This is a genomic window from Staphylococcus casei (genome assembly GCF_030294405.1).
GTDB lineage: Bacteria > Bacillota > Bacilli > Staphylococcales > Staphylococcaceae > Staphylococcus > Staphylococcus succinus.
In genome coordinates this window covers 1,953,700-1,980,206 of sequence record NZ_CP125718.1, presented here as the reverse complement: position 1 = coordinate 1,980,206, position 26,507 = coordinate 1,953,700, and the positions used below count along the sequence as shown (strand labels likewise).

Annotated in this window: 24 protein-coding genes and 2 tRNA genes; 18 read left to right on the top strand and 8 right to left on the bottom strand. The window is 32.9% G+C overall.

What is annotated here, in order from left to right:
- Positions 1-8: 8 nt before the first annotated feature.
- Together QMO72_RS09545 and fabI are read left to right on the top strand one after the other, a co-directional pair.
- On the top strand, positions 9-1,847 hold the full coding sequence (locus QMO72_RS09545) for a monovalent cation:proton antiporter family protein (RefSeq protein WP_103266211.1): 1,839 nt from the start codon (positions 9-11) through the stop codon (positions 1,845-1,847).
- Positions 1,848-2,100: 253 nt separating this feature from the next.
- Positions 2,101-2,871 carry an enoyl-ACP reductase FabI gene (fabI, locus tag QMO72_RS09540; RefSeq protein ID WP_103266210.1) on the top strand — a complete coding sequence of 257 codons (771 nt, stop codon included), beginning with the start codon at positions 2,101-2,103 and terminating at the stop codon, positions 2,869-2,871.
- 178 nt (positions 2,872-3,049) lie between these two features.
- Here fabI and cozEa read toward each other — a convergent pair whose 3' ends face one another.
- Positions 3,050-4,135, bottom strand: a complete 1,086-nt coding sequence (cozEa, locus tag QMO72_RS09535) for a lipoteichoic acid biosynthesis protein CozEa (protein WP_103266209.1) — start codon at positions 4,133-4,135, stop codon at positions 3,050-3,052.
- Positions 4,136-4,463: 328 nt separating this feature from the next.
- On the opposite strand from cozEa, the gene QMO72_RS09530 reads away from it, so the two are divergent.
- The 3 genes from QMO72_RS09530 to QMO72_RS09520 all read left to right on the top strand — a co-directional run bounded on the left by QMO72_RS09530 (position 4,464) and on the right by QMO72_RS09520 (position 7,476).
- Positions 4,464-6,035: an alanine/glycine:cation symporter family protein gene (locus QMO72_RS09530; protein ID WP_103266203.1), complete on the top strand. Its 1,572-nt coding sequence runs from the start codon at positions 4,464-4,466 to the stop codon at positions 6,033-6,035.
- Positions 6,036-6,134: 99 nt separating this feature from the next.
- Positions 6,135-6,881, top strand: a complete 747-nt coding sequence (locus QMO72_RS09525; protein ID WP_103266204.1) for an esterase family protein — start codon at positions 6,135-6,137, stop codon at positions 6,879-6,881.
- Between the two features lie 85 nt (positions 6,882-6,966).
- A complete protein-coding gene (locus tag QMO72_RS09520; RefSeq protein WP_103266205.1) occupies positions 6,967-7,476 on the top strand; it encodes a YjcG family protein in 510 nt (169 codons plus the stop codon).
- A gap of 142 nt (positions 7,477-7,618) precedes the next feature.
- On the opposite strand, the gene ltaA is transcribed toward QMO72_RS09520, so the two are convergent.
- Both ltaA and QMO72_RS09510 read right to left on the bottom strand, forming a co-directional pair.
- On the bottom strand, positions 7,619-8,812 hold the full coding sequence (gene ltaA, locus QMO72_RS09515; protein ID WP_103266206.1) for a lipoteichoic acid biosynthesis MFS flippase LtaA: 1,194 nt from the start codon (positions 8,810-8,812) through the stop codon (positions 7,619-7,621).
- Entirely contained in the window at positions 8,790-9,965 is a 1,176-nt protein-coding gene (locus tag QMO72_RS09510) for a diglucosyl diacylglycerol synthase (RefSeq protein WP_069823383.1), read from the bottom strand. The genes ltaA and QMO72_RS09510 overlap by 23 nt, the downstream gene beginning before the upstream one ends.
- Positions 9,966-10,404: 439 nt before the next feature.
- Between QMO72_RS09510 and QMO72_RS09505 the strand changes: the two genes are divergently transcribed.
- From QMO72_RS09505 to QMO72_RS09475, 7 genes are all read left to right on the top strand, one after another.
- On the top strand, positions 10,405-11,889 hold the full coding sequence (locus tag QMO72_RS09505) for a UDP-N-acetylmuramoyl-L-alanyl-D-glutamate--L-lysine ligase (protein ID WP_103266208.1): 1,485 nt from the start codon (positions 10,405-10,407) through the stop codon (positions 11,887-11,889).
- Entirely contained in the window at positions 11,879-12,118 is a 240-nt protein-coding gene (locus tag QMO72_RS09500) for a YueH family protein (protein ID WP_103266207.1), read from the top strand. Before QMO72_RS09505 ends, QMO72_RS09500 begins: the two co-directional genes overlap by 11 nt.
- Positions 12,119-12,130: 12 nt before the next feature.
- The gene (locus QMO72_RS09495) at positions 12,131-13,693 is read left to right on the top strand and encodes a peptide chain release factor 3 (protein ID WP_046838101.1); all 1,563 of its coding nucleotides are present in this window, start codon (positions 12,131-12,133) and stop codon (positions 13,691-13,693) included.
- 335 nt (positions 13,694-14,028) lie between these two features.
- A complete protein-coding gene (locus QMO72_RS09490; RefSeq protein ID WP_069823386.1) occupies positions 14,029-14,829 on the top strand; it encodes a TerC family protein in 801 nt (266 codons plus the stop codon).
- Between the two features lie 302 nt (positions 14,830-15,131).
- The gene (locus QMO72_RS09485) at positions 15,132-16,898 is read left to right on the top strand and encodes a S1C family serine protease (RefSeq protein ID WP_103266733.1); all 1,767 of its coding nucleotides are present in this window, start codon (positions 15,132-15,134) and stop codon (positions 16,896-16,898) included.
- Between the two features lie 17 nt (positions 16,899-16,915).
- Complete coding sequence (locus QMO72_RS09480) at positions 16,916-18,274, top strand: TrkH family potassium uptake protein (RefSeq protein ID WP_069823388.1); 1,359 nt, start codon at positions 16,916-16,918, stop codon at positions 18,272-18,274.
- A gap of 184 nt (positions 18,275-18,458) precedes the next feature.
- Positions 18,459-19,967: a bifunctional metallophosphatase/5'-nucleotidase gene (locus QMO72_RS09475; RefSeq protein WP_103266734.1), complete on the top strand. Its 1,509-nt coding sequence runs from the start codon at positions 18,459-18,461 to the stop codon at positions 19,965-19,967.
- 169 nt (positions 19,968-20,136) lie between these two features.
- On the opposite strand, the gene QMO72_RS09470 is transcribed toward QMO72_RS09475, so the two are convergent.
- Positions 20,137-20,739 carry a CPBP family glutamic-type intramembrane protease gene (locus QMO72_RS09470; RefSeq protein ID WP_103266736.1) on the bottom strand — a complete coding sequence of 201 codons (603 nt, stop codon included), beginning with the start codon at positions 20,737-20,739 and terminating at the stop codon, positions 20,137-20,139.
- 5 nt (positions 20,740-20,744) lie between these two features.
- Positions 20,745-20,930, bottom strand: coding sequence for a YkvS family protein (locus QMO72_RS09465; protein ID WP_046838107.1), 186 nt, complete (start codon positions 20,928-20,930; stop codon positions 20,745-20,747).
- 201 nt (positions 20,931-21,131) lie between these two features.
- Here QMO72_RS09465 and lplA point away from each other — a divergent pair, with 201 nt between their 5' ends.
- Positions 21,132-22,121 carry a lipoate--protein ligase gene (gene lplA / locus QMO72_RS09460; protein WP_103266737.1) on the top strand — a complete coding sequence of 330 codons (990 nt, stop codon included), beginning with the start codon at positions 21,132-21,134 and terminating at the stop codon, positions 22,119-22,121.
- A 99-nt stretch (positions 22,122-22,220) separates the two neighbouring features.
- On the opposite strand, the gene QMO72_RS09455 is transcribed toward lplA, so the two are convergent.
- Positions 22,221-22,439: an IDEAL domain-containing protein gene (locus QMO72_RS09455; protein ID WP_046838109.1), complete on the bottom strand. Its 219-nt coding sequence runs from the start codon at positions 22,437-22,439 to the stop codon at positions 22,221-22,223.
- Positions 22,440-22,692: 253 nt separating this feature from the next.
- Between QMO72_RS09455 and QMO72_RS09450 the strand changes: the two genes are divergently transcribed.
- The 4 genes from QMO72_RS09450 (at position 22,693) to QMO72_RS09435 (ending at position 24,025) form a co-directional block, all read left to right on the top strand.
- Positions 22,693-23,256, top strand: a complete 564-nt coding sequence (locus tag QMO72_RS09450; protein WP_103266739.1) for a competence protein ComK — start codon at positions 22,693-22,695, stop codon at positions 23,254-23,256.
- Positions 23,257-23,411: 155 nt separating this feature from the next.
- Positions 23,412-23,486: transfer RNA gene (locus QMO72_RS09445), tRNA-Asn, on the top strand.
- Between the two features lie 2 nt (positions 23,487-23,488).
- Positions 23,489-23,577, top strand: a tRNA-Ser gene (locus QMO72_RS09440).
- A 256-nt stretch (positions 23,578-23,833) separates the two neighbouring features.
- Positions 23,834-24,025, top strand: a complete 192-nt coding sequence (locus QMO72_RS09435; RefSeq protein WP_046838111.1) for a hypothetical protein — start codon at positions 23,834-23,836, stop codon at positions 24,023-24,025.
- Positions 24,026-24,447: 422 nt separating this feature from the next.
- On the opposite strand, the gene QMO72_RS09430 is transcribed toward QMO72_RS09435, so the two are convergent.
- Positions 24,448-24,660 carry a TM2 domain-containing protein gene (locus tag QMO72_RS09430; RefSeq protein ID WP_046838117.1) on the bottom strand — a complete coding sequence of 71 codons (213 nt, stop codon included), beginning with the start codon at positions 24,658-24,660 and terminating at the stop codon, positions 24,448-24,450.
- 166 nt (positions 24,661-24,826) lie between these two features.
- Between QMO72_RS09430 and QMO72_RS09425 the strand changes: the two genes are divergently transcribed.
- Positions 24,827-25,393: a GNAT family N-acetyltransferase gene (locus QMO72_RS09425; protein ID WP_103266742.1), complete on the top strand. Its 567-nt coding sequence runs from the start codon at positions 24,827-24,829 to the stop codon at positions 25,391-25,393.
- A gap of 90 nt (positions 25,394-25,483) precedes the next feature.
- Here the strand turns inward: QMO72_RS09425 and QMO72_RS09420 are convergent, their stop codons facing one another.
- Positions 25,484-26,422, bottom strand: a complete 939-nt coding sequence (locus QMO72_RS09420; RefSeq protein WP_103266743.1) for a 1,4-dihydroxy-2-naphthoate polyprenyltransferase — start codon at positions 26,420-26,422, stop codon at positions 25,484-25,486.
- Positions 26,423-26,507 lie beyond the last annotated feature (85 nt).

The window sequence follows — 26,507 nt, the reverse complement described above, 5'->3', positions numbered from 1 at the left end:
GGGGTTATATGGAATTTGTATCACTCGTTGTTGTCGTATTAGCGGCATTTTTAACACCAATACTAGTTAATCGGCTTAGAATCACATTTTTACCTGTTGTTGTAGCTGAAATACTGATGGGTATTGTGATTGGTCATTCATTCTTAAATTTAGTAGAGCGCGACTCTATGTTAAATATTTTATCAACTTTAGGATTTATCTTTTTAATGTTTTTAAGTGGTTTAGAGATTGATTTTAAAGCATTTAAGAAAAATAAAACGCCGCAAGATCAAGAAGACCAAAAGAAAGAACCGGGTCATTTGCAATTAGCTGTGGTTGTATTTATGTTTATCATGATTATTTCAATTATTTTCGCTTATATGTTTAAATGGTTCGGTTTGGTAGATGATGTATTACTTATGGTAATTATTATTTCTACGATTTCATTAGGTGTTGTTGTACCAACATTAAAAGAAATGAACATCATGCGTACTACAATAGGCCAATTTATCTTGCTCGTTGCAGTGTTGGCTGATTTAGTAACGATGATATTATTAACAGCCTATGGCGCGCTGCATGCTTCTGGAAATACATCACTATGGCTCATTGGCATATTAGTCGTATTTACGCTTGTTTTTTACTTTTTGGGTGGTATTTTCAAAAAAGCCCAATTTTTACAAAAGTTAATGGATGGGACGACACAAATAGGTATCAGAGCGGTATTTGCATTGATTTTATTATTAGTTGCTTTAGCAGAAGGCGTCGGTGCAGAAAATATACTAGGTGCCTTTTTAGCTGGAGTAGTAGTTTCTTTACTTAGTCCAGATGAAGACATGGTCGAGAAATTAGATTCATTTGGATATGGTTTTTTTATTCCAATATTTTTTATAATGGTGGGCGTAGATTTAAATATTCCTAGTTTGATTAAAGAACCTTCATTGTTGTTAATCATTCCTTTTTTAATACTAGCCTTTTTAGTTTCTAAACTCATTCCAGTATTTTATATAAGTAGATGGTTTGATAAGCAAACAACAATTTCATCCGCATTTTTACTGACGTCAACGCTGTCATTAGTGATAGCATCAGCAAAAATCGCAGAAGAACTCGGTACGATTTCACCTGAAATATCTGGTATTTTAATTTTAAGTGCAGTTATAACTTGTGTCTTTGTTCCTATTATATTTAAAAAAATGTTCCCTATGCCAGATGAAGTTACAAGACAAATTGAAGTGAGTCTAATTGGTAAGAACCAACTAACGATACCTATTGCTCAAAATTTATCTTCACAACTTTATCAAGTTTCATTGTATTATAGAAATGATTTAAGTGATAAACGTAAGTTATCTGACGCAATTTCTATGATTGAAATTGCAGATTATGAAGAAGACTTATTAGAGCGTTTAGGTTTGTTTTCTAGGAATATCGTAGTTTGTTCTACCAACGATGATGATATTAATAGAAAAGTCGCTGTGATGGCTAAAAATCATGGCGTTAAGCGTGTAATATGTAGGCTTGAATCTAGTTCTGAAGATGAAGATTTACAAAGACAAGGCATCGAAATCTTCAGTAGTTATATGAGTAATAAGATCTTATTGAAAGGTTTAATAGAGACGCCAAACATGCTTAATTTACTAAGTAACGTAGAAACGTCATTATATGAAATTGCGATGCTAAATCATCAATATGATCAAATTCAACTGCGTAATTTCCCATTTGATGGGGATATCATCTTTGTACGAATCATTAGAAATAATGAGTCAATTGTGCCACATGGTGACACGCAATTACGTTACAGAGACCGTTTGATTGTTACTGGATCTAAAGAGTATGTTGATGAGTTGAAACGTGAATTAGAACTTTATTATTAAATAAACAATACAACGATAGGTTAGAGTGAGATTGATCTTCTGTGGCTTTATATCGTTGTATTGTTTTATTTATGAAAATATAACGAGAAAAAAGTATTTAAATATGATAATGATAGCAAAATAAATTGTTTAAACAATCAAACCAATGTTAAAATAAAGGATATTGGAATTGGGATTGAGCAAAATGAAGCGACAGCACATCAGAATAACTCGCCCAGTTGAAATGAAAATTAATTAAAGGAGTTATTATTTCATGTTGAATTTAGAAAATAAAACATTTGTCATTATGGGTATTGCTAATAAACGTAGTATTGGTTTTGGAGTAGCTAAAGTATTAGACGAACTAGGTGCTAAATTAGTCTTTACATATCGAAAAGAACGTAGTAAAAATGAATTAGAAAAATTACTAGCGCAATTAAATCAGAAAGACCATCATGTCTTCCAAATTGATGTACAGAAAGACGAAGATGTTATTGATGGATTTGCTAAAATTGGTGATGAAGTTGGTACAATCGATGGTGTTTATCACTCAATCGCTTTTGCAAATATGGAAGATTTACGTGGCCGATTTATTGATACATCAAGAGACGGTTTCTTATTAGCTCAAGATATCAGTTCATATTCATTAACTATTGTAGCTCGTGAGGCTAAAAAACTTATGCCTAATGGTGGTAGTATTGTTGCTACAACATATTTAGGTGGGGAATTTGCTGTTCAAAACTATAATGTGATGGGTGTGGCGAAAGCCAGTTTAGAAGCAAACGTACGCTACTTGGCGCTTGACTTAGGTGAAGATAACATTCGTGTGAATGCAATTTCTGCTGGACCTATTCGTACATTGAGTGCCAAAGGTGTAGGCGGTTTTAATACAATCTTAAAAGAAATTGAAGAACGTTCACCATTAAAACGTAATGTAGATCAAGAAGAAGTGGGCAAAACTGCGGCTTATCTATTAAGTGATTTTTCAAGTGGTGTAACTGGTGAAAATATCCATGTAGATGGTGGTTACCATATCGTTAAATAATCCATTTATTTTGTTTAATCTATGATTGATTAATGAAATATGGGTAAATGAACGACATAGATAGTGCTAAGGTATGTTTAAATTGAATTGCTTTTCTTTAATATAAAACAGGTCACATCATTGAAATATGATGTGACCTGTTTTTTTGCATTTTATGCTTTATACACAAAGCATTGTATTATTCTTTAACATCGCTATTGGCTTTTTCCATAATTTGCTCTCTGTAGCTGAATACATTACCAATAATCGTCTTGATAACTGCATAAAGTGGTACAGCTATAAGAATTAGCCCAAAGCCACCAATATTACCAGCTGCTAATATCACTACAATAATTGTAAGTGGGTGAATATTTAATGATTTACCCATAACATTTGGTGTAATGACATTACCTTCAAGTTGCTGTGCAATTAAAGTAATGATACAGACCCAAATGAATATTGTTGGACTTTGTATGATTGCTATGATGGCAGCAGGTGCAAAAGCCATCCATGGCCCTAAGAATGGAATCATGTTAGCTACACAGGCAAACATCACAAGCAATAATGTATAGTTTAATCCAACGATGGAATAACCAATATATAAGATAACTCCGAGTATGATACTTACAGTTACTTGTCCTTGAATATATGATTTAACAGTGTGATCCAAGTCCTCTAATAATTCTACTACAAATACTTTTCTATCCCCTTTAAATAATTTTGCAATAAAAGGAATGAAGCGTTCATGATCTTTCAACATGTAAATTAAGAAGAACGGCACCATTATGAGTAAGAACAAAGTAGAGATAATTGAAGTAATATAACTAAACGAATTCGATAATATATCAGCAGTACTATCGCTCATTGACTGTACCATTTTGTTAATACGGTTTGTTACATCAGGTGGTAATCTTTCCATTTGATCTAATGAGTAATTGATAATGTGCTGTACTTCATGTTGTAGTGTAGGAATTTGATTAACTAAATTCTCGATTTGCTCTGCAATCAGCGGACCCACAAAGCCAACAATAATACCTACAATGATTATTAACCCAATAAAGATAATTGTAATACTACCCCAACGCGGTACTTTGTTTTTTTCAAGTATCTTTTGAAAAGGCAAACAAATATAGAATAAGAAGCCGCTGAGTAATAAAGGTATTAACACAGATTGTAGAATAATGATGAACGGTGTGAATACACTATGGACCTCCATTATTAATTTGATTAGTAAAAACAGGATGAGTAAGGCAACACCTGTTCTAAACCAAACTTTGTTTAGCATCGAATATTTCCTCCTAAAAAATTGTCATTTATTGAATTACTTTTCAGTATATATCATATATAGATAGAACAAAAGATAAATTTAAAGTTACATATAACGTGTGAAGCGCCTACCTGTAACGTCAGAAATTTATAAATTTTAGAAAAAATAAACTGAATATCATAAAACTATTTATCTATAAAAGTAAATATAGATTATCAATTTAGACCTTTAATATATAAAAGTTTAAAAATATAAATTATTAAATACGTTGCGCGGAATATTTTGAGTGTGTATAATGAATAAAAATATATCATTTTACATAATGGTACAACAAGGGGGATACATTATGTTAGAAAGTTTACTTACTTGGTTTTATGATATTGTTTGGAGCAAGCCTTTGGTCTATGGCTTATTAATTACGGGGATTATTTTTTCATTGATGATGCGTTTGTTCCAAGTTAGGCATTTTAAAGAGATGATTCGACTCATGTTTCAAGGCGAGAAATCACCTACAGGTATTTCGAGTTTTCAGGCCATTGCGTTATCGCTTGCTGGTCGTGTAGGAACAGGGAATATCGTCGGTGTATCAACTGCGATATTTATAGGGGGACCCGGCGCAGTATTTTGGATGTGGGCAACAGCGTTTTTAGGCGCAAGTAGTGCATTTATAGAATCTACACTGGGACAAATCTATAAAAGAGAAGAAAAAGGACAGTACCGAGGTGGACCAGCATTTTATATTGAATATGGTATAAAGGGGAAAATGGGCAAGATTTATGGGTTAATATTTGCCGTTGTCACAGTTATTTCAGTCGGTTTGTTATTGCCAGGTGTTCAATCTAATGCCATATCAAGTTCAATGAAAAATGCATTTAGTATTGAACCATGGATTATCGCACTATGTTTAGCTGTATTATTAGCTTTAATTATCTTCGGAGGTGTCAAATGGATTGCGACTGCTGCAACAGCAATTGTGCCATTTATGGCAATTGTTTATATATTAATGGCGGTTGTAATTATTTTCTTGAATATTGAACAAGTACCAGCACTTTTTGCTTTGATTTTTAAATCGGCATTTGGTATGCAAGCAGCGTTTGGTGGTATATTAGGTGCTATGATAGAAATCGGAGTTAAAAGAGGGCTTTATTCTAATGAAGCTGGACAAGGAACTGGGCCACATGCAGCATCTGCTGCAGAGGTATCTCATCCTGCAAAGCAAGGTTTAGTACAATCATTTTCAGTTTATGTAGATACATTATTTATTTGTACAGCAACAGCACTTATTATTTTATTATCAGGAACATATAATGTTACTGACGGAGGATCAGATTCAGGTGGTAAGCCTAGCATGATTAAAGATAATGGTATATTTGTAGAAATGTCCAACGGTGATAAAGATTACTCAGGGACAGCGATGTATGCACAAGCAGGTATAGATAAAGCATTTCAAGGTGGAAGTTACCATTTTGATCCAGCATTTTCAGGCATTGGGTCATATTTTATAGCTATTGCATTATTCTTCTTCGCATTTACGACGATATTAGCATATTACTATATTGCTGAAACCAATATTACCTATTTAACAAGAAAACGTAAAAATCGAACCACTACTTTATGGATTAATGTAACTCGACTTGTGTTGATTGCTGCTACAATATATGGTGCAGTAAAAACAGCGGAAATCGCATGGTTGATGGGTGATTTAGGTGTAGGTATGATGGCGTGGTTAAATATCATTGCCATATGGATTTTGCATAAACCAGCCATGCATGCTTTAAAGGATTACGAACAACAGAAGAAACGTTTGGGTTCAGGGAAATATGCTATCTATAAACCAGACCCTAAATCAGTACCGAATGCGGTCTTTTGGTTGAAAGATTATCCTCAACGTTTAAAAGATGAAAAGTATAACAAATAGTTAATTGTCACGATATTTATTGAAATATAGCACTGAATATTTTAAAATTATGCGTCTCTTGGTACAATGTCATTAAGACTACTAGGAGGCGCGTTATTTATGTGTGATTTTCATCCAGGTACCATTAATAAAATTAATTTTCCGAGTGAAATATTAGATAGAGATGTAACTTTATCTATTTACTTACCGAAAGACTTCACAAGATTATTTAAATATAAAGTTGTTTTCTGTTTTGATGGTTTAGATTTTTTTAGTTTTGGAAGAATTCATAGGACTTATGAGCGATTACGTGAAGAAAATAAGGTAGAAAGAGCAATCTTTGTAGGTTTTCATTATGAAGATGTAGATAAGCGGCGTGCAGAATTTCATCCACAAGGTGCAAGAACACATTTAACGGTTAAAGCGATGGCAAATGAGATTCTACCTTATATTGATCGTACGTTCCCAACATTTAAAGTAGGGAATGCACGTATTGTATTAGGTGATAGTCTCGCAGGCAGTGTAGCATTGATGACTGCCTTGTCTTATCCAAGGGTGTTCAGTCAAGTGGGCTTGTTAAGCCCGCAACATGATGAAGTTATACAGACCTTATTAGAAAGGTGTCAATTTAAAGAACAATTATCGATTTGGCATACTGTAGGTTTAGAGGAAGGTGACTTTGAATTACCAACAAATGGTAGGAGAGCAGATTTTCTCACGCCAAATCGAGAACTCAAAAAAATCATCGAAGCGCATGGTATTTCGCATTATTATTTTGAATTCGAGGGTAGTCATAGATGGAAGTCATGGAAAGAATTACTTGATGAGTTATTAATTTATTTTTTATCAGATAATATTTCTTTTTAATAATGTGAACTAAATTTAGTTTAAAGTAACGAATTTTTCGAAAATTTGATATAATGAAGTTATGTTAAACAAAGGAGGAATTTAAATGATTTTAGGATTAGCATTAATTCCGTCAAAAGCATTTCAAGATGAAGTAAATGCATATCGTAAGCGTTATGATGATCACTATGCGACAATTATGCCGCATATTACGATTAAGGGGCAATTTAAAATAAATGACAGTGAGTTGGAATCAGTCAAAGAGGATATTAAATCAAGAATTGAAGGTATCCCGACTGTTGAAGTGCATGCTACTAAAGCATCAAATTTCGCGCCAATCACAAATGTGATTTATTTTAAAGTTGAAAAAACAGAAGCATTAGAAAAACTATTTAACCAATTTAACAGCAATGATTTTTATGGTGTGGCTGATCATCCGTTCGTGCCTCATTTTACAATTGCTCAAGGACTAACAAGTCAAGAATTCGAAGATATATATGGCCAATTAAGACTGGCGGGAATTGATTATAAAGAAACGATTGAGCAACTTTCATTAGTGTATCTTGATGAAGAAGAAGAGAAATGGAAAGTGTTAGATACTTTTAATTTAGCTTAATTATTGCCCGATTTAAACAAATGTTTATCATTGTTTACGATAATCAAAAGGAATTAAAAAGAGGAGTCCCGCACCATTTAAGACAACTGTCTCAAATGGTGCGGGACTCCTTGTTTGGTTGTAAATCAAATTCATTTAGCGTTTACGAGTTTTGGTGCTTTTCCTTTTTCATAAAGTATACACCATAGAATATTGCTAAAAATAAGAATAGCAGTGCAGAGAAATAAAATGTATTGTTCACAGATTTAGTAAATTCTGTTATGAGGCCACCAACCAACGGCCCAATCATAGAGCCGAAGCCTTGAACACTATTAAATACACCCCATGTCTCTTCTTGCGCATCACTATGAATATGACCTGCCATAAATGTGTTCCAAGCAGGTAATAATAAGCCATACATAAGTCCAATGAAGACGGCCAATACCCAAACGATTGCTATATTAGAAATCAATGATAATGCGAAGATCATTAACGTATAAAGTATAAAACCACCGAAAATAACACTATACATAAAAGTTGTACCATTTTTATCAATGATTTTTGATAAAAATAACATTGATAGGGCGCAACCAATACCACCAAATACGATAGCCATTGTATATTCTACTGTAGAAACACCAACCACTTTTGTTGCATATGTAGGTAAAATTGGAACCAATGCTGTTATAGATGCCCCCTGTAATAAAATACCTGGGAATAGCACCATATGACGTTTAGTAACATCAACAATTTGGCCTAATTGTTGTTTAACTGGACGCGTATTGTAATTCGTCAGTCTTATTTTTACAAAATAATATAGTAGCCATGCAATTAGTACAACGAGTGACATCATAAATGCGAATTGCGTAGGGTGGAATTTAAAGATAATATTCATGCCAACCATACCAACAAGTAAGCCTAATAACCATGAAAAGTAAACATATCCCATTTGTTTGCCGCGGCTTCTCTCATCTACACTTGCAAGCATAATTACCCATATTGGACTGACCGCAATGCCTAATAGTACAGCGCTCGTAATTAATACTAGCGGAGAAGTTGGAAACCAAATCACTAAAAATAGACTTCCGAAAGCAAGAAGAAAGCCTAAAGTTAATACAAGTTTGGTACCCAGTCTCTTTAATAAGAAGCCAATGACAAAATTTGTGGCGGCATCAGCGATAAAATGAATGGAAATTGCGGTAGAAGTAATACCTACCGCAATTGAAGTTGCTGTTGGCAGCAATGATAAATAACTTAATACATACATACCACGAGCAAATTCCATTAAGAATAGGATGACTAACATGATTATGAAATTTTTACTTATACCTTGATTATTTAACGAAGAGCTTTGCATATAAAGGAACCTTTCCGTAAACATCCTCGTAATGAGTTGAATGATTTAATAAATCTAATAAGTCTTTACATAATTTATATGTTGAATAGGGAATGCGAGAAGCGTTCATTGATTGTGTCATTGCTGATAATGATTCTAATGAATTCGTTAAAGTCACCACTTGTTGTATCGCTGCTTCAGGCGTATGAGCAATGTAACCATAACCTTGTTCTTCAAAATAATTTGCATTTTCAAGCTCTTGACCTGGTGCAGGATCTAAGAAAATCATCGGTATTTGTCGCGTCAAAGCCTCTGATATTGTAATACCACCTGGTTTTGTGAGCATTAGTTGACTTGAAGCCATCCACTCGTTCATATGTTTGGTATAACCGAGTATAAGCACGTTATCATAATGTTTAAATTGTGCAGATAATGAACGTTTTAATTCTTTATTCTTGCCACATATCATTACGACTTGTGAGTGTGGACTATGAGTTAATATGGCTTTAATCATTTGATCAAAGCCTTTAGATACACCAAATGCCCCAGCCGACATTAAAATTGTGGGTTTATCTGGGTTAAGGTGATTTTGACGTAACCACGCAACTTTATCGATTTCTTCCTCGAATTTATCAGCGATAGGGATGCCAGTAACTTTTATTTTTTCTTTAGGTATACCGATACTAGCGAATTCTTCTTTTAAATCTTCTGTCGCTAAATAATATCTTTGAGAATGTGGTGTAATCCAATTTTTTTGTAATTTATAGTCTGTCATCACAGTAGCGATAGGTATATTCATATCAAATTGTTCTGTTAATACAGACATCACCGGTGTAGGAAATGTAAGTAAGATTAAATCTGGTTTTTCCTTTAACAATAAGTTTATTAATTTATTGAGTCCGTAATATTTATAGAAACATTTATCTAATTGGTCAGGGCGACTATAGTAAAATGCTTTGTACATATTTCTAAAGTATTTAAAACTATTAATGTACCATTTTTTACATATAGAAGTCAGAATCGGGTGTGCTTCTAAAAATAAATCATGTTCAATAACTGTTAAATTGTCTAGATTCATTTCGTTAAACTGGTTGACTACACTTTGAGTAACCTGTAGGTGACCATTACCAAAGGAACCAGTAATAATCAGTATTTTTTTATTTTGAGTAACCATTAAAGCCACCCTCCAATAGTATAATTTATCTCATGCTAAGTTTAACGCATTTTTATAGCTTGCGAAAGAAAAAACACAATTATTAAAGATTATATCATTTTACATAACGATATGAAATCATTCATACTGAACCAAAGATTTTAATCTGTTAAAATAATATTGTTTTATATCTTTACATTACCACGAAATTGCAATAATACTCCTATTTCAATAGAGTTTTGCAAATATATAAAGAAACTTAATAGTGCAATAACACTAAGTTAATATTTCTTATATATATAGAAATAAGTATAAAATTACAAGTGGTTTTAAACAGTCATAACAACCTATGTTTATAGGAAGACATAATAAAATACCAAATAATAGATTCTATAAAATTAATTGAAAATATGTATAAATGTGTATAATGGAAGTAATGGAAAAAAAGGAGCGATAAATGTTGGATGCAAATGTTTTGTTTGAGAAAATAAGAGTTAAACAAGTAATGGGAACGTTAGATAGAAAGATAAACGATATTACTACAGATTCTCGTACTGCTAAACAAGGAAGTGTATTTATAGCTTCAAAAGGTTATACAGTAGATAGCCACAAATTCTGTCAGGATGTCGTAGATAAAGGATGCCAAGTTGTCGTAGTTAGCGAGAAACAAGCATTAAATGGTGACGTAACGCAAGTTATTGTTCCAGATACGTTACGTGTGGCTAGCTTATTAGCCAATGTGTTATTTGACTATCCGAGCAAACAACTTGTTACTTATGGTGTAACTGGTACCAATGGAAAAACGTCTATCGCGACAATGATACATCATATCTATAGAAAGTTAGATAAATCTAGTGCATATTTAGGTACAAATGGTTTTCAAATCAATGAAAATAAATCCAAAGGTGCGAATACAACACCTGAAACAGTCTCATTGACTAAAAAAATAAATGAAGCAGTAGAAAACAAAGCTGAAGCTATGACATTGGAAGTTTCGAGTCATGGACTATCTTTAGGGCGCTTACGAGGTGTCGATTTTGATGTGGCTATTTTCTCAAATTTAACACAAGACCATTTAGATTTTCACGGTACCATGGAAGCTTATGGCCATGCTAAATCATTATTATTTAGCCAACTTGGCCAAGATGTTTCTAAGGAAAAATATGCAGTTTTAAATAATGATGATACTTTTTCAGAGTATTTGGCGACGGTGACACCGTTTGAAACATTTACTTACGGTATTCATCATAAAGCGCAATTTATGGCAGAACAAATTAATGAATCATTACAAGGTGTGCATTTCACATTCGTCACACCGTCAGGCAGATTTGAGGTTAAATCACCGTATGTGGGTATGTTTAATGTTTCAAATATTATGGCAGCAATGATAGCAGTTTGGAGTAAAGGCATTGCAATGGAAGATATTATTAAAGCTGTTGAAAATTTGGAACCAGTTGAAGGTAGATTAGAGGTATTAGATCCTTCGTTGCCTATTGATTTAATTATTGATTATGCACATACTGCTGATGGTATGGACAAATTAATTGATGCAGTCAAACCATTTGCCGAACAGAAATTGATATTCTTATGTGGCATGGCTGGTGAACGTGATATGGGTAAAACGCCTGAAATGGGGCGTGTAGCTTGTCGTGCGGATTATGTGATTTTTACGCCAGATAACCCAGCGAATGATGATCCTAAAAAACTTACTGCTGAATTAGCGAAAGGTGCAACACATCATAACTATATTGAATTTGAAGATCGAGCTGAAGGTATTCGTCATGCTATTGATGTTGCTGAGCCTGGAGATACAGTAGTGTTAGCTTCGAAGGGACGCGAACCATACCAAATTATGCCAGGCTATGTCAAAGTACCTCATCGAGATGATTTAATAGGTTTAGAGGCCGCTTATGAAAAATTTGGTGGTGGCCCGAATGAAAATTAGAAATATAGATTTTAATAATGTACGTTCACGTGTATATATTTATGAAAATAGTGAGGATGCACTTTATTTAATTGCCATTCCTGAATTAAATTGGTCACTAGAGGTAGATATAACATTAAATGAAGATGATTTAAAGGAAGAAATTGTGATACACTTATTTACGTTAATTGATGAATCTTCAGCGAACACTATCGCTGAAGATATTATCGGACGGATATTTGAGAATTAAAGGAGATTATCAATGAGTATAAAGGAAGAAGTAAAATCAAGAAAAACCTTTGCAATTATTTCTCATCCTGATGCTGGTAAGACTACATTAACTGAAAAATTATTGTTATTCGGTGGTGCAATCAGAGAAGCAGGTACAGTTAAAGGTAAAAAAAGTGGGAAATTTGCTACTAGTGACTGGATGAAAGTAGAACAAGAACGTGGTATTTCTGTTACAAGTTCAGTGATGCAGTTTGATTATGATCACTATAAAATAAATATTTTAGACACTCCAGGACATGAAGACTTTTCAGAAGATACGTATAGAACACTTATGGCAGTTGATAGCGCTGTGATGGTTATTGATTGTGCCAAAGGGATTGAACCTCAAACATTAAAACTCTTTAAGGTTTGTAAAATGCGAGGTATTCCAATTTTCACATTCATCAATAAGCTTGACCGTGTAGGTAAAGAGCCATTTGAATTATTAGATGAAATCGAATCCACATTAGATATTGAAACATATCCTATGAATTGGCCAGTAGGTATGGGACAAAGCTTCTTTGGTATTATAGATCGCGATTCACGTACCATTGAACCGTTTAGAGATGAAGAAAATATATTACATTTGAATGATGAATATGAATTAGAAGAAGAACATAAAATTACAAACGACAGTGCCTTTGAGCAAGCAATTGAAGAATTTATGTTAGTAGAAGAAGCTGGAGAAACATTTGATAATGACGCCTTATTAAATGGTGAGTTAACACCTGTATTCTTCGGTTCAGCTTTAGCAAACTTTGGTGTACAAAATTTCTTGAATGCATACGTAGATCATGCTCCAATGCCAAATGCACGCCAAACAAATGAAGATGTAGAAGTGAGTCCGTACGATACTGACTTTTCTGGATTTATTTTCAAGATTCAAGCTAATATGGATCCTAAACACCGTGACCGAATTGCGTTTATGCGTGTCGTAAGTGGTGCCTTTGAGCGTGGTATGGATGTCACATTACAACGTACAAATAAAAAACAAAAAATTACGCGATCCACCTCTTTTATGGCTGACGATAAAGAAACTGTAAATCATGCCGTGGCCGGTGACATTATTGGTTTATATGACACAGGAAATTATCAAATAGGTGATACTTTAGTTGGTGGTAACCAAAAATTTAGTTTCCAAGATTTACCACAATTTACGCCAGAATTATTTATGAAAGTTTCAGCTAAAAATGTAATGAAACAAAAACACTTCCATAAAGGTATTGAACAGTTGGTTCAAGAGGGCGCAATTCAATACTATAAAGCACTTCATACAAATCAAATCATTATCGGTGCTGTTGGCCAGCTACAATTTGAAGTCTTTGAACATCGTTTAAAAAATGAATATAACGTAGATGTTGTTATGGAACCCGTCGGTCAAAAAATTGCACGTTGGATTGAAAATGAAGATGATATTAAAGATAAGATGAGTACATCTCGTTCAATTTTAGTTAAAGATATTTATGATAATTCTGTATTTTTATTTGAAAACGAATTTGCAACTAGATGGTTTGAAGAGAAGTTCCCAGAAATCAAATTATATAGTTTGTTATAACTCTATAATTTGTGTATAATAACTTTATTAATAGAATACCTATGACTTTGTAGTCAGAGGGGAGTAACTCAACTATTATTAGATTGATATTTAAAGTGCTTAATGCTTAATTGATATTTTTTTAACGTAGTCATTTTATCGTCATTACGAAGTTTTATGCTTCCGGTGAAATGGGCAGATGCTATTGTCGAGTGAGACCTTTGCTAAAAGTGAAAATCGAGTAATATATTGTAATTTAGTTTGTTTAAAGCTAAAGCGACAATAAAAGACAAGAGATTACACTTACTTAGCTTAGGTCTCTATTTTTATGTAAAAAACTAAAGGAGTTGTCCTAAATGGATCCGAGTTTGATATTACCTTATTTATGGGTACTTATAGTACTTGTATTTTTAGAAGGGTTATTAGCTGCAGATAACGCAGTAGTTATGGCGGTTATGGTTAAACATTTACCACCGGAACAACGTAAAAAAGCTTTATTCTATGGTTTATTAGGTGCATTGATATTTCGTTTCATCTCTTTATTCTTAATTAGCATTATTGCGCATTTCTGGTGGATTCAAGCACTCGGCGCACTTTATTTACTGTATATGTCAATTAAGAACTTGATATCCTTCTTTAAATCAAAAGACCAACAAGAGCAAGAAGTTGGGGATACACATCATTTTGATGAATCAGGAGAAGAAATCAAAGCGAGCCCTAAAGCATTCTGGGGTACAGTGTTAAAAGTTGAGTTTGCTGATATTGCCTTTGCAATTGATTCAATGCTAGCAGCACTTGCAATCGCAGTGACTTTACCAGCAGTAGGTATTCATTTCGGAGGATTAGACTTAGGACAATTTGCCGTAATGTTCATAGGTGGTATGCTAGGTGTTGTTATTATGCGTTTTGCAGCAACATGGTTTGTAGGTCTACTAAATAAATATCCAGGTTTGGAAGGCGCTGCCTTTGCTATCGTAGGCTGGGTTGGTATTAAATTAGTGATTATGGTACTTTCACATCCTGATATTTTAATTTTACCAGAAGAATTCCCACACTCTACGTTATGGCAGTCTATTTTCTGGAGTGTGATGATATTATTAGTCATCATTGGTTGGTTATCATCAATGCGTAATAACAAAAAACATCAAAATAAATAACAATGTTTACTTCATGTGAGTTTTATATGAATGTATAATTCAAAGACCCAGAAAACATATTATGTTTTCTGGGTTTGTTGCATGATAAAAGTAGATGTATAGAATATTGCATGCATTATATGTCAATATTTGACTATGATAAACACGTTTTTTTATAATCATTAATTATAATTAGAAATTTAAGATAAAAGTGATTATAATCAAAATATATCTACTTTTATAAAACAAAATAACTAAGCAATCTTTATTATGATATGTCATAATAGATGTTGAAGTAACATGTAGTATTAGGGGGAATTATAGTGACTAATAATAAAAAACATGTAATCCCAAAAGCGAAATATGGAAGAAAACGACGAGAATATTTTCATAACGAAGAACGGGAACAACGTGTACAACTTGAGCAAAAAGCTGAGGAAGAACGAGCAGAAAAAGCTGAAAAGTTAGCAAAAAATAATGAAGAGCGTGTAAAAGATAATTTGAGGAAAGCACGTATTGAAAAGCTCACTCAAGAAGAAATTCAACAACAACAAGTTTTAGCGACTAATCGAAAACATAGTCCATCTGACAAAAACTTGGATTCTAGTCCATCAAACGAGACGTATAAACTTGACGATAACAAGGAAAGTCAAGATGCTCATAGTGAACAGCATAACTTAGATAAACAGGATGCAGAACAATCTACTATAGAGAAAAGTAATAAGGATAAAGACAACGAAGAGCCAAACAGAAAAGAGACGTCACATGTAAACAGTAATGAAATCATTGATGAAAACGAGCAAGATGATCACTTTTATTCAGAAGAAGCACAACAGTCTCGCGTCAAACAATATATTGATGAGGAAAGTGCTGACAACAGTAAAGAGAACGTTGAAAATACACACAAAAATAACCATATTCAAACGCATCATAAACAAAGCTATATTGATAAAATAAGACAGTTTTTCTTGGCACACTGGGCAAAAATACTTATCGTGATTGGCGTGATATTACTCCTAGTATTAATCAATGCAATATTTAATAACGTCGATCACAATGGTAGTAGTAGAGAAAGTGTATTTAAAGGTCATCAAGACAAAGCCTATACAACAACAATGAAAAGTGCAAACAGTGCTATACATTCAATCGTAACTGTTGATAATAATACAGGTAAGGAAAATTCATCTGCAGATAAAGAGACACAAGAAGCGGGGAAAGAAAATGAATTAGGTTCAGGTGTCGTCTACAAAAAAGTGGGCGACTCTATTTTTATTATGACGAATGCACATGTTGTCGGTGATAAAAAAGAACAAAAGATTACATATGGTAATGATGATTATTCAATAGGAAAAGTTATAGGTACAGATAAGTTCTCTGATATCGCTATCGTCAAAGCGAAGGTGAAATCTGATAGTGATGTTAAACCAATCAAAATGGGTGATTCAAGTACACTTGTACTAGGAGAACCTATTATAGTGATTGGTAATCCGTTGGGTGTTGATTTTAAAGGTAGCGTATCAGAGGGAATCATATCTGGTCTTAACCGTCATGTGCCGGTAGACATAGATAAAGATAATCAATATGATGTACTGATGAGTGCATTCCAGGTGGATGCACCAGTAAACCCTGGTAATTCAGGTGGTGGCGTCATTGATAGAGATGGTAAGTTAGTTGGTATTGCCTCATTAAAAATTGATATGGAAAATGTAGAAGGTATGGCATTTGCAATCCCTGTTAATGATGCTCAATCTATAGCAAAGCAACTTGAAGCCAAAGGACAAGTGAAATATCCTAATACAGGTGTTAAAATAACAAATGTTGCAGGGATAGATGATGCGACGCGTCAGGCAATTAGCTTACCGAATGATGTTAACAAAGGGATTTTGATTGGTGATGTTAAAGAAAATTCGCTAGGTGAAAAATCTGGGTTGCAAAAAAATGATGTCATAGTAGAATTAGATGGTAAAGAAATTGAAGATAATCTGAGATATAGACAAGTTATCTTTAGTCACAAAGATGATTTGCAGACATTACCAGCTAAAATATATAGAGATGGTAAACTTAAGGATATCAAGATTAAATTGAAGTAACGTTGAGGTGATAAGCGTTGTCCATTTTCAATCAATTGTTAAAGAAATCCAGCCCTCAACAAGGTATAGTAATGTATTATCTCGTTGCTATTGTAGTAGCATTCTTATTACTTAATTTACCATTTGTACATAAATCAGGTGTACATGTTGACCCAGTAGATACGCTATTTGTTGCTGTTTCTGGAGTTAGTGTAACTGGTTTATCGCCAGTAAATATTGCGGAAACCTATTCAACGTTTGGCCAAATCATTATTATGATTATTCTAAACATTGGTGGTATTGGTGTAATGGCGATTGGTACAATGCTATGGGTTGTTTTAGGTAAACATATCGGTATGCGTGAACGTCAATTAATCATGCTAGATAATAATAAAGACACAATGAGTGGCACAGTAAAACTTATTTTAGATATTGTACGTACAATTTTAATAATTGAATTTGTAGGTGCAGCGTTACTTGCGTTTTACTTTTATAGAGATACGCCAGATTTACAGTATGCTATCATGCAAGGCATTTTTGTTTCTGTCTCAGCTACGACAAATGGTGGTCTAGATATCACTGGACAATCATTAATTCCGTATGCAAATGATTATTTTGTACAGACAATTGTTATGTTTTTGATTATTTTAGGTTCTATTGGTTTTCCAGTTTTGATTGAGCTGAAAGCTTATATTAAAAATCGAATCCCTAATTTTAGATTTTCATTGTTTGCCAAGATTACTACTGTAACTTATTTAGTGTTATTTGTCTTAGGTGTAGTAATGATTTTATTATTAGAGCATAATCATGCGTTTCAAAATATGACTTGGCATAAGTCATTGTTTTATGCATTATTCCAATCAGCTACGACAAGAAGTGCAGGTCTGCAAACTATAGATGTTAGTCACTTTGGTGATGGGACGAATGTCATCATGAGTATATTAATGTTTATAGGGTCTTCCCCAAGTTCTGTTGGTGGCGGTATTAGAACGACCACGTTTGCAATATTAATATTATTTTTATTGAATTTTAATAATAATAATGAAAAAATTTCAATCAAAGCATTTAATCGTGAAATTCACGCTACAGATATTCAACGTTCGTTTGCCGTATTTACGATGGCTTCTATACTTACATTCGCAAGCATGATATGTATACTTGTTGCTGAAAATGGTAAGTTATCATTTTTACAAGTCTTCTTTGAAGTCATGTCAGCTTTCGGTACATGTGGTTTATCATTAGGGATTACTGGAGATCTTAATGATACAACTAAGGTTGTGTTGATGTTGCTGATGTTCATAGGACGCGTAGGTCTAATCAGTTTTATTATCATGATAGGTGGCCGTCGCGAGCCAGACAAGTTTCATTATCCAAAAGAACGCGTACAAATTGGCTAGTAGTAGGTTGAAAATAAAAGGCAAGGTGTTTCTTGACATGATATTACAAGAAACACCTTGCCTATTTTTATATAGTATTATACAGGTATGGAAGTTATTGAAGATGTATCGTATTCAAAATCATTTTTTAGTACCATCGATATTTATATACATGTTAAACTGTCATTAATGAGGAGAGAGGCGTATGAAACTAAGTGAAAAAGTTGCAATAGATGTTATCACAACTTCAGATATGCATAGTTATTTTCTAAATGGAGATAATGGTTCGAATATTTATAGAGCTGGCACATACGTAAAACAAAAAAGAGAAGAAAACGAGCATGTCATTTTGTTGGATAGTGGTGGGAGTTTAGCTGGATCATTGGCGGCATTTTATTATGCCATTATTGCGCCAAATAAACGACATCCAATGATTAAACTTATGAATGCCATGCAATACGATGCAAGCGGTATAAGCCCTAATGAATTTAAATTTGGATTATCCTTTTTTTCGAGATCCATTTCATTATCTAGATTTCCGTGGCTGTCAGCGAATATTGAATATAAACGTACCCGTGAACCCTATTTTTCTACTCCATATACAATTAAAGAAATTGAGGGTGTTAAAATTGCAATCGTTGGCTTAACATCAGATGGTTTGATGGAACGTGAGCATTTCGAAATGGAAAAAGATGTACGTATTGAGAAAACGTTATTATCTTCTAAAAGATGGATTCGGTTTATCCATGAAACAGAGATGCCTGATTTTCTTATAGTGATTTATCATGGAGGATTGAACCAATTGAATACATCTGCAAATGAGCGTGAGCAAAATGTAAATGAAGCAGAAAAAATCATGCAGACATTAGGTGTTATTGATTTACTGATTACTGGACATCAGCATCAAACGTTTATCGGTAGAGATGATCAAACGCTATATGTACAAGCCGGTCAAAATGCAGAACAATTAATTCATGTGAAGATTAATTTTAAGAAGAGAACAAATTCTTACGAGTTAGAAGATGTAGACTCACACATTGTAGATTTAAACGAATATAAAGAAGATGAAGCATTATTAAACCTAACGCATTATGATAGAAAGACGGTTGAACATTGGGGACAAGATGTGTTAACTCAATCTGATATCCAAGCACAAGTAAATGGACTCGCAGATGTGATTAAGCAACCACATCCATTTATTCAATTATTACATGATAGTATTCGCTTATCTTTTGATTATGATATTTCATGCGTACATTTGCCTACAAATGGTGAAGAAGGTTTGATAGGCACAGTGACGAATAAAGACTTGTATGAAGCTTATCCACATCCTGATGTGCCTGTAGACTTAACACTGAAAGGACAACATATTAAAGATATATTGGAGTATGGATATTCACATATAGAATTTAGCGAAGGCGAACTGAGTTTAACGATTATTGATGAAACATTATGTACATTCTGGCAAGGTGTAGATTATACGATTGATATGAATGCCGAACCATTCAATCGTGTGGTATTAAATAATATTAGATTGGATCACATGTATCGTGTGAGTATGACCGACTATTGTTATAGAAACTACCGACAATATTTAGACAATGCTGTAATACATGATACTGATGATATTACTATGGTTGAACTCATTTCTAGAAATTTAAAAAATAACACATATCAATTACGTCAAAAACAAACTTTTAACGTTATAACTTAAAGCAAGTAATAAGATAGGTCATTAACCCTTTGTGATGTTGGTGGATGTTTTGATAATTATAAAAAAGTGTAATAAAAAACTGGAAGATACCTTGTCTTAAGACGAGTATCTTCCAGTTTTTTTGATAATTGGAATGTTTCAAATATTCCTAAACAATAAATTAAATAAACTATACGTGGAAAATTAAAAGAATAACAACGGCAACAATTTGGGCTATTACGGTTGTTGCAATTCTGCGCGTATATAAATAACTTAGGGAAAGAACGATTTGTACAATAAAAATAAAGAAAACAATCCATAGATTGTCTAAATAGTAAAATAACGAAGCTGAGCAAAGTGCTGTAATCACAATGGCTAACCAACTAGGTATTTTTAATTTCAACAGTTCTTTTTGTAATACAGTTCTCATATAAAGTTCATGGCATGGAATAACGAAAACGAGCGTTACTAACATTTGCCATTTAAAATATACGCCAGTTCTTGTTAATTCTTTAATTAATTCAGAGTATTTTAAATCTGAAACAATAGCCGCGATGATAAGCTGAACTAGGATTAACACGATACCAACAATTATCCCTACACCAAGAGATGTTAACAATCGTTTAGATTCTATATCTCTTTGGTAAAAGGTGTAACTAATACCTGCTATCAACATAATACCAGTATATAGATACCAATATTCTTGTTTTTCACCCCACATCATATATAGGATTACGTGAAATACAAGAAAGCTTACTACAAACCATATTAAAGCCTTTGAAATTCTATCCATTTTAACTATCCTTCTTGGTCAACGATGGTATATCGTTTATGATTAATGACAGTTTTTTCAGGCAAGTCTAGTTCATTGAAGTTCTCCATAATTGTTAAGTCTACAATTACTGAATTATCATTAATTTTTTCTACACGGCCTTTTAAACCGTCATAAAATTCTACTATATTTCCAACTTCTGCAACAGTCATGCTTAGTCCTCCCTAGAAATGCTAACTAGATAGTATTATACAAAAAATTCATGCACAAATAAACAAATAACTATCAAATCGCATTAGATAAAACAATATTAAAAATATTGAGTGAAATTGAACTTAATAATTGGCATTTTTCGGCAAAATATAGCATAAATAAGATAAGGGCATATATATTAGGAAAAAGGAGTGTAGTTAATGAAATTTATTAGTAATAATGATATTACAGATCCAACCTTGAATTTAGCTATGGAAGAGTATGTTTTAAAAAACATGCCCAAAGATGATAGTTATTTTCTTTTTTATGTTAACAGACCATCTATAATAATTGGGAAGAACCAAAATACTGTAGAAGAAGTTAACCAGCCATACATTGATAAACATGGTATTGATGTAGTAAGACGTATTTCTGGTGGTGGAGCTGTGTATCATGATACAGGAAATCTGAATTTTAGTTTTATTACAGATGATGATGGCAATAGTTTCCATAACTTTAAAAAGTTTACTGAGCCTATTGTTGAAGCGTTAAAATCATTGGGTGTAAATGCTGAATTGAGCGGACGAAATGATATCCAAGTTGGGAATGCTAAAATATCTGGTAATGCAATGGTGAAAGTGAAAGATCGTATGTTTAGCCACGGCACATTGATATTAAATAGTGAATTGGATGAAGTTCAAAACGCTTTAAGGGTTAATCCAGCTAAAATTAAATCCAAAGGAATTAAATCTGTAAGAAGTAGAGTCGCGAACATTGTAGAATTCTTAGATGAGCCTATTGATATTGATACTTTTAAAGATATTATTTTAAAAACAATCTTTGGAGAGGCTAAACAAGTAGAAGAGTATAAACTTACGGATGAAGATTGGCAAAATATAGAACAATTAAGTAATGAAAAATATCGAACATGGGATTGGAATTATGGTAAAAATCCAAAATATAACTTTGAAAGAGAAGAAAAATTTGAAAAAGGCTTTGTTCAAATCAAATTAGATGTGAAAAAGGGTCAAATTGCGCATGCTAGAATTTTTGGCGACTTTTTTGGTGAGGGGGATATCACCGAACTTGAAAATGCACTCGTAGGGACATTGCATGAATTTGCTAGTATTGAAGAAGCTTTATCAAACTATGACATCCATCATTATTTTGGCGCTATAGATAGAAATGAATTAATCAGATTAATGTCATAATAGTTTTACTTAAGATTTATAAAATTCAAAAAGGTCTATTCTCTAACTTCGATAGTGTAAGTAGGGAATAGACCTTATTTTAAATAACATGCTATTAAATTAACCAACGAGGAATTCCTCCAAGTTTCTGTATTCTTCAGTAAATCGTTTGAAATCATTCTCGTTTTTATTCTTTAATGCATCGTCAATAAGATATTCTAATTGCTGCTTACGAACATTCCTAAGTGATTCATCAATAATTAATTCAATGCCCAAATCATTGATAGTAGATACAAAAGATTCCAATGTATTGTATTTAACATGAGTATTGTGTTTCATTTCCAGCACAGCCCTTCTATATATATTTATATTTAGTATACCGTCTTTTATTTTTGAAATCAACGAATATTCTGACTTTTCCGAAAAAATAAGTGTAAAATGCAACTTTCTCAAAAAACAAGAAATTACAAAAGGATTTTTACCGAATTTTAATTGCAGGAAATTTATGAAATATTTTATTGTATAAGTTGAATTTAATATGTTTTTGGTATATTATTTGAGTATCACCATAAATTGTAAGGGGGCAACAGCTATGATTCAACAATACATTATTAAAAAAGGTGATATGGCGCTTCAACCATGTAATTTGTCAATTGGACAGTATGAAGGTACATCTATCTACAAGTACAAAGAAGAAAGTAATGTCATAAAAGATCGAATACATAAAATTATCGACCGTTCATGCAAGTTCTACGGTAGTAGTTATGTATTTAAAAAAGAAGATACTATGAGAATCACTGGTATTTGCAGTAAACCACCTATTTTATTCACCCCGTTATTTCCTACTTATTTCTTTCCAACCCATTCAGACCGTAAAGAAGAAAACACTTGGATCAACATTCATTATGTTCAGAGTATTAGAACGTTAAAAGATAAAAAATCTAAAGTGACTTTCGTAGATAATCAGTCTATTATTGTTAATATTTCAGCACATAGTATGCAACATCAATACTTAAACGGTATATACTATTATTATATGATGGATAGAGCAGCTAGAGTTGCTACATTTGATCCCGAATCTCCTATTGATTATACGAAATCACAATTAAATATTTACGAAGCTTTGGCCAAATACTCTTTATTTGAAAGTAAGTAGCTAACTTTATTTATAAAAAAATGGAAAAAATTAATATATGTGGAACATCATATTAATATAGTGTAAATGTTCCACATATTTTTTTAACATTCCTCTTGAAAAATATTTTGTAGTTGCTATAATAGTATTTGTGCTTGATGAGAAGCACTGATTGATCCACAGTAGCTCAGTGGTAGAGCTATCGGCTGTTAACCGATCGGTCGTAGGTTCGAGTCCTACCTGTGGAGCCATTGGAAACGTACTCAAGTTGGCTGAAGAGGCGCCCCTGCTAAGGGTGTAGGTCGTGAAAGCGGCGCGAGGGTTCGAATCCCTCCGTTTCCGTAATATAGACGTTATGAAAAATACCGAAATCCTTACTATAGGGTTTCGGTATTTTTTGATACATGCATTTAACAAATTATGATGATGGTAAGTGATATTATATTGAATTTGTTGATTTAATCATTTGAAGTGGCATTAAAGTGTTTCGTTTCGCCATATTTAATGATTGATTGCTATTCTATTTATGGTTGATATAAATAGTGCGCTGTTGACATTTAAGAACGTATGTTCTATTATGTTGGCGAGGTGAATGAATGTGGAGCCAAATTTAGATTGGGCTAAAGACTTTCAAGAGTTTCAAGAGATATTAAATTCTGGAATTCATCCTGAGTGGTTATACAGTGCTAAAGCGAATATGATACTCAATCCAGCATATACTGGAGAAGGGAAACAATTTTTTTATACAAAAGATATTGTCACTGCTAGCAAGAGCATTCCGTTTTTTTGAATACAATGTAATTTAAAGTTAAACAATATAAACGTGGTTGTTGTATTTGTGATACGCAATGATATATAGGTGAACATTATGGTTCTCTTTTTTATTATTTGAAAGTTTAATGGTATAACTTGAAGTGTGTGCATTGATAATCTATTTATTCTAAAAAAGAGATTAGGACATCAGCTATTTATGCTTTTGTTCTAATCTCTTTTTGTAGTGAAACTATTTTTTCTTGCTTATTAAATTTTTAATTGCTTTCACTATATAGCCCACAACCAGTGATCTAAATATACGTTTTATAATATTTCCCATTGTAAAACCTCCTAAACTACAGTTCAAAATGACTCAATCTACTTTATTATAATTGTTTACCCATTTTAAGATGATTTATTGGGATATTTTAAAAATAGTTCAATAAAGGATGGCATATATTATTTTTCGAAACTAATCATGCCATTTTCATCAGCTTTTTTAAAGAAAATAGTAATTATGCCATTTATTATCGCAATGATGTAAGGGATACCTGTCCAGAAGAAGATTAAATGCACAATACCTTGTGCTAATTGATTTGAATAAAATTTATGGATGCCACTCCATCCAAGGAGAAAGGCAAGTAATACATAAATAACTTTGTTTATTTTCATTTGTTTATGTCCTTTCATTATATTAATACTTTAATTATCTCTTATAATAAGACATACAACAATTGAAAACAATTAAGTCGTGAGGAATTTAGCTGTTATTTCGAAAATATCTTGTGTTTCATATATAATAGAATCAATAAGTAATGATGAGTTGAGGAGAATTTAAATGATAAGAAAAGCTAAAAAGGAAGATAAACATGAAGTTGCGCAATTATGCTATATCATATGGCATGAGTTGGATATAGATATGGTTAAAAGTATTGAAAAGGAACGATTACTTAAAGTGATGGAACAGAGTATAGTAGATGTCAATTACAGAGGTCACTATAGTAATGTATGGGTATATGAAATGGATGGTAAAGTTGCGGGATGCTTAATTGCTTATCCTGGAGAACAAGAGGAAATGCTTGAAAAGGCGTGGTTAGACATGATACTTGAGGGAGATATTAAAGCTTTTGGTACACCTATGCCTATGAAAGAAGCAAACGATGATGAGTATTATATTGAAACAGTTGCAACTTTTCCTGAATACCGTGGTAAAGGAGTGGCAACACAGCTTATTAAGCATGTATTAACAACATACCCTGAAGAAAAATGGAGTTTAAATTGTGATGTAACAAATGCTGGCGCATTACACGTTTATAAAAAATTAGGATTCCAAGTAGCGAGTGAATTTGATTTATATGGTCATATGCATTATCACATGACGTATACAACAAAATCATTGGATTAATAATAAAAGCGACTTTCTTATTATAGAAAGTCGCTCCATGATATAGGTTTAATATTATATTAATGGGCTATATGAAGATTATAGTATCGATTAAATGCCACCCAGTAATGCACTAATATAAATTCCTAAGGCAAATAATACACCGAAGAATGTGTTTGTTTTTCCAGTTGCAGCCATCGCAGGCATCATTGTTTGAGGTGTATCATTTCTTTTGAATCTGCGTACAGCTTTAATAGCCATTGGCGCTGATAATAGAGCAAGTAAGTAGAAAATTGAACCACCTGGTTGGAAAAAGGCAATGTAAATGACTAAAAGATACGCTACGATATACATAAATCCTAAAAAGCGTACAGAGTTATTTTTACCTATTAAGATTGGCAATGTTTTACGACCGCTTTCTTTATCTTTTACTCGATCACGAATATTATTACCCATATTAATAAGTGCAATTGTGATAACGATTGGAAGACTTACCCAAAATGCTAAACTTTGTAAGTTATTTGTTTGGATAAAGAAGGCAATCATAATAATAAACATTCCCATGAATACACCGGAGAATAATTCGCCAAAAGGTGTCCAAGATATAGGGAAAGGTCCACCTGTGTATAAGTAACCGACAGCCATACATACAAGTCCAATAGGGAGTAACCAAAAGGAACTTTGGCTTGCTATAAAAATTCCAAGTATTGCTGCAATAATATAAAATGCAATTGCCAAATTCATGACAAGTTTAGGACTCATACCGTTGCGAACGATAGCACTGCCGATTCCTACAGAAGTGTGATCATCTAATCCTTTTTTGAAATCATAGTATTCATTAAACATGTTTGTTGCTGCTTGAATTAATAAGCATGCGATTAACATTGCTAAGAATAACGGGAGGTTAAGGTGATCTTCACTGCCTAATAGAAAAAGCTTTGAAGTCGCAGTACCTACAAGCACTGGAACTACTGCAGCAGTCAATGTATGTGGTCTCATTAAGTGCCAGTACTTTCTGACAGTAGAGTATTGTTGATATTGAGAAGCCATAATGTTTTACCTCTTATCTGTGTATAATTTTTTATCAAATCAATTTTAATGGAAGAAGTTGTAAAGGTCAAATAGCTTATAGATT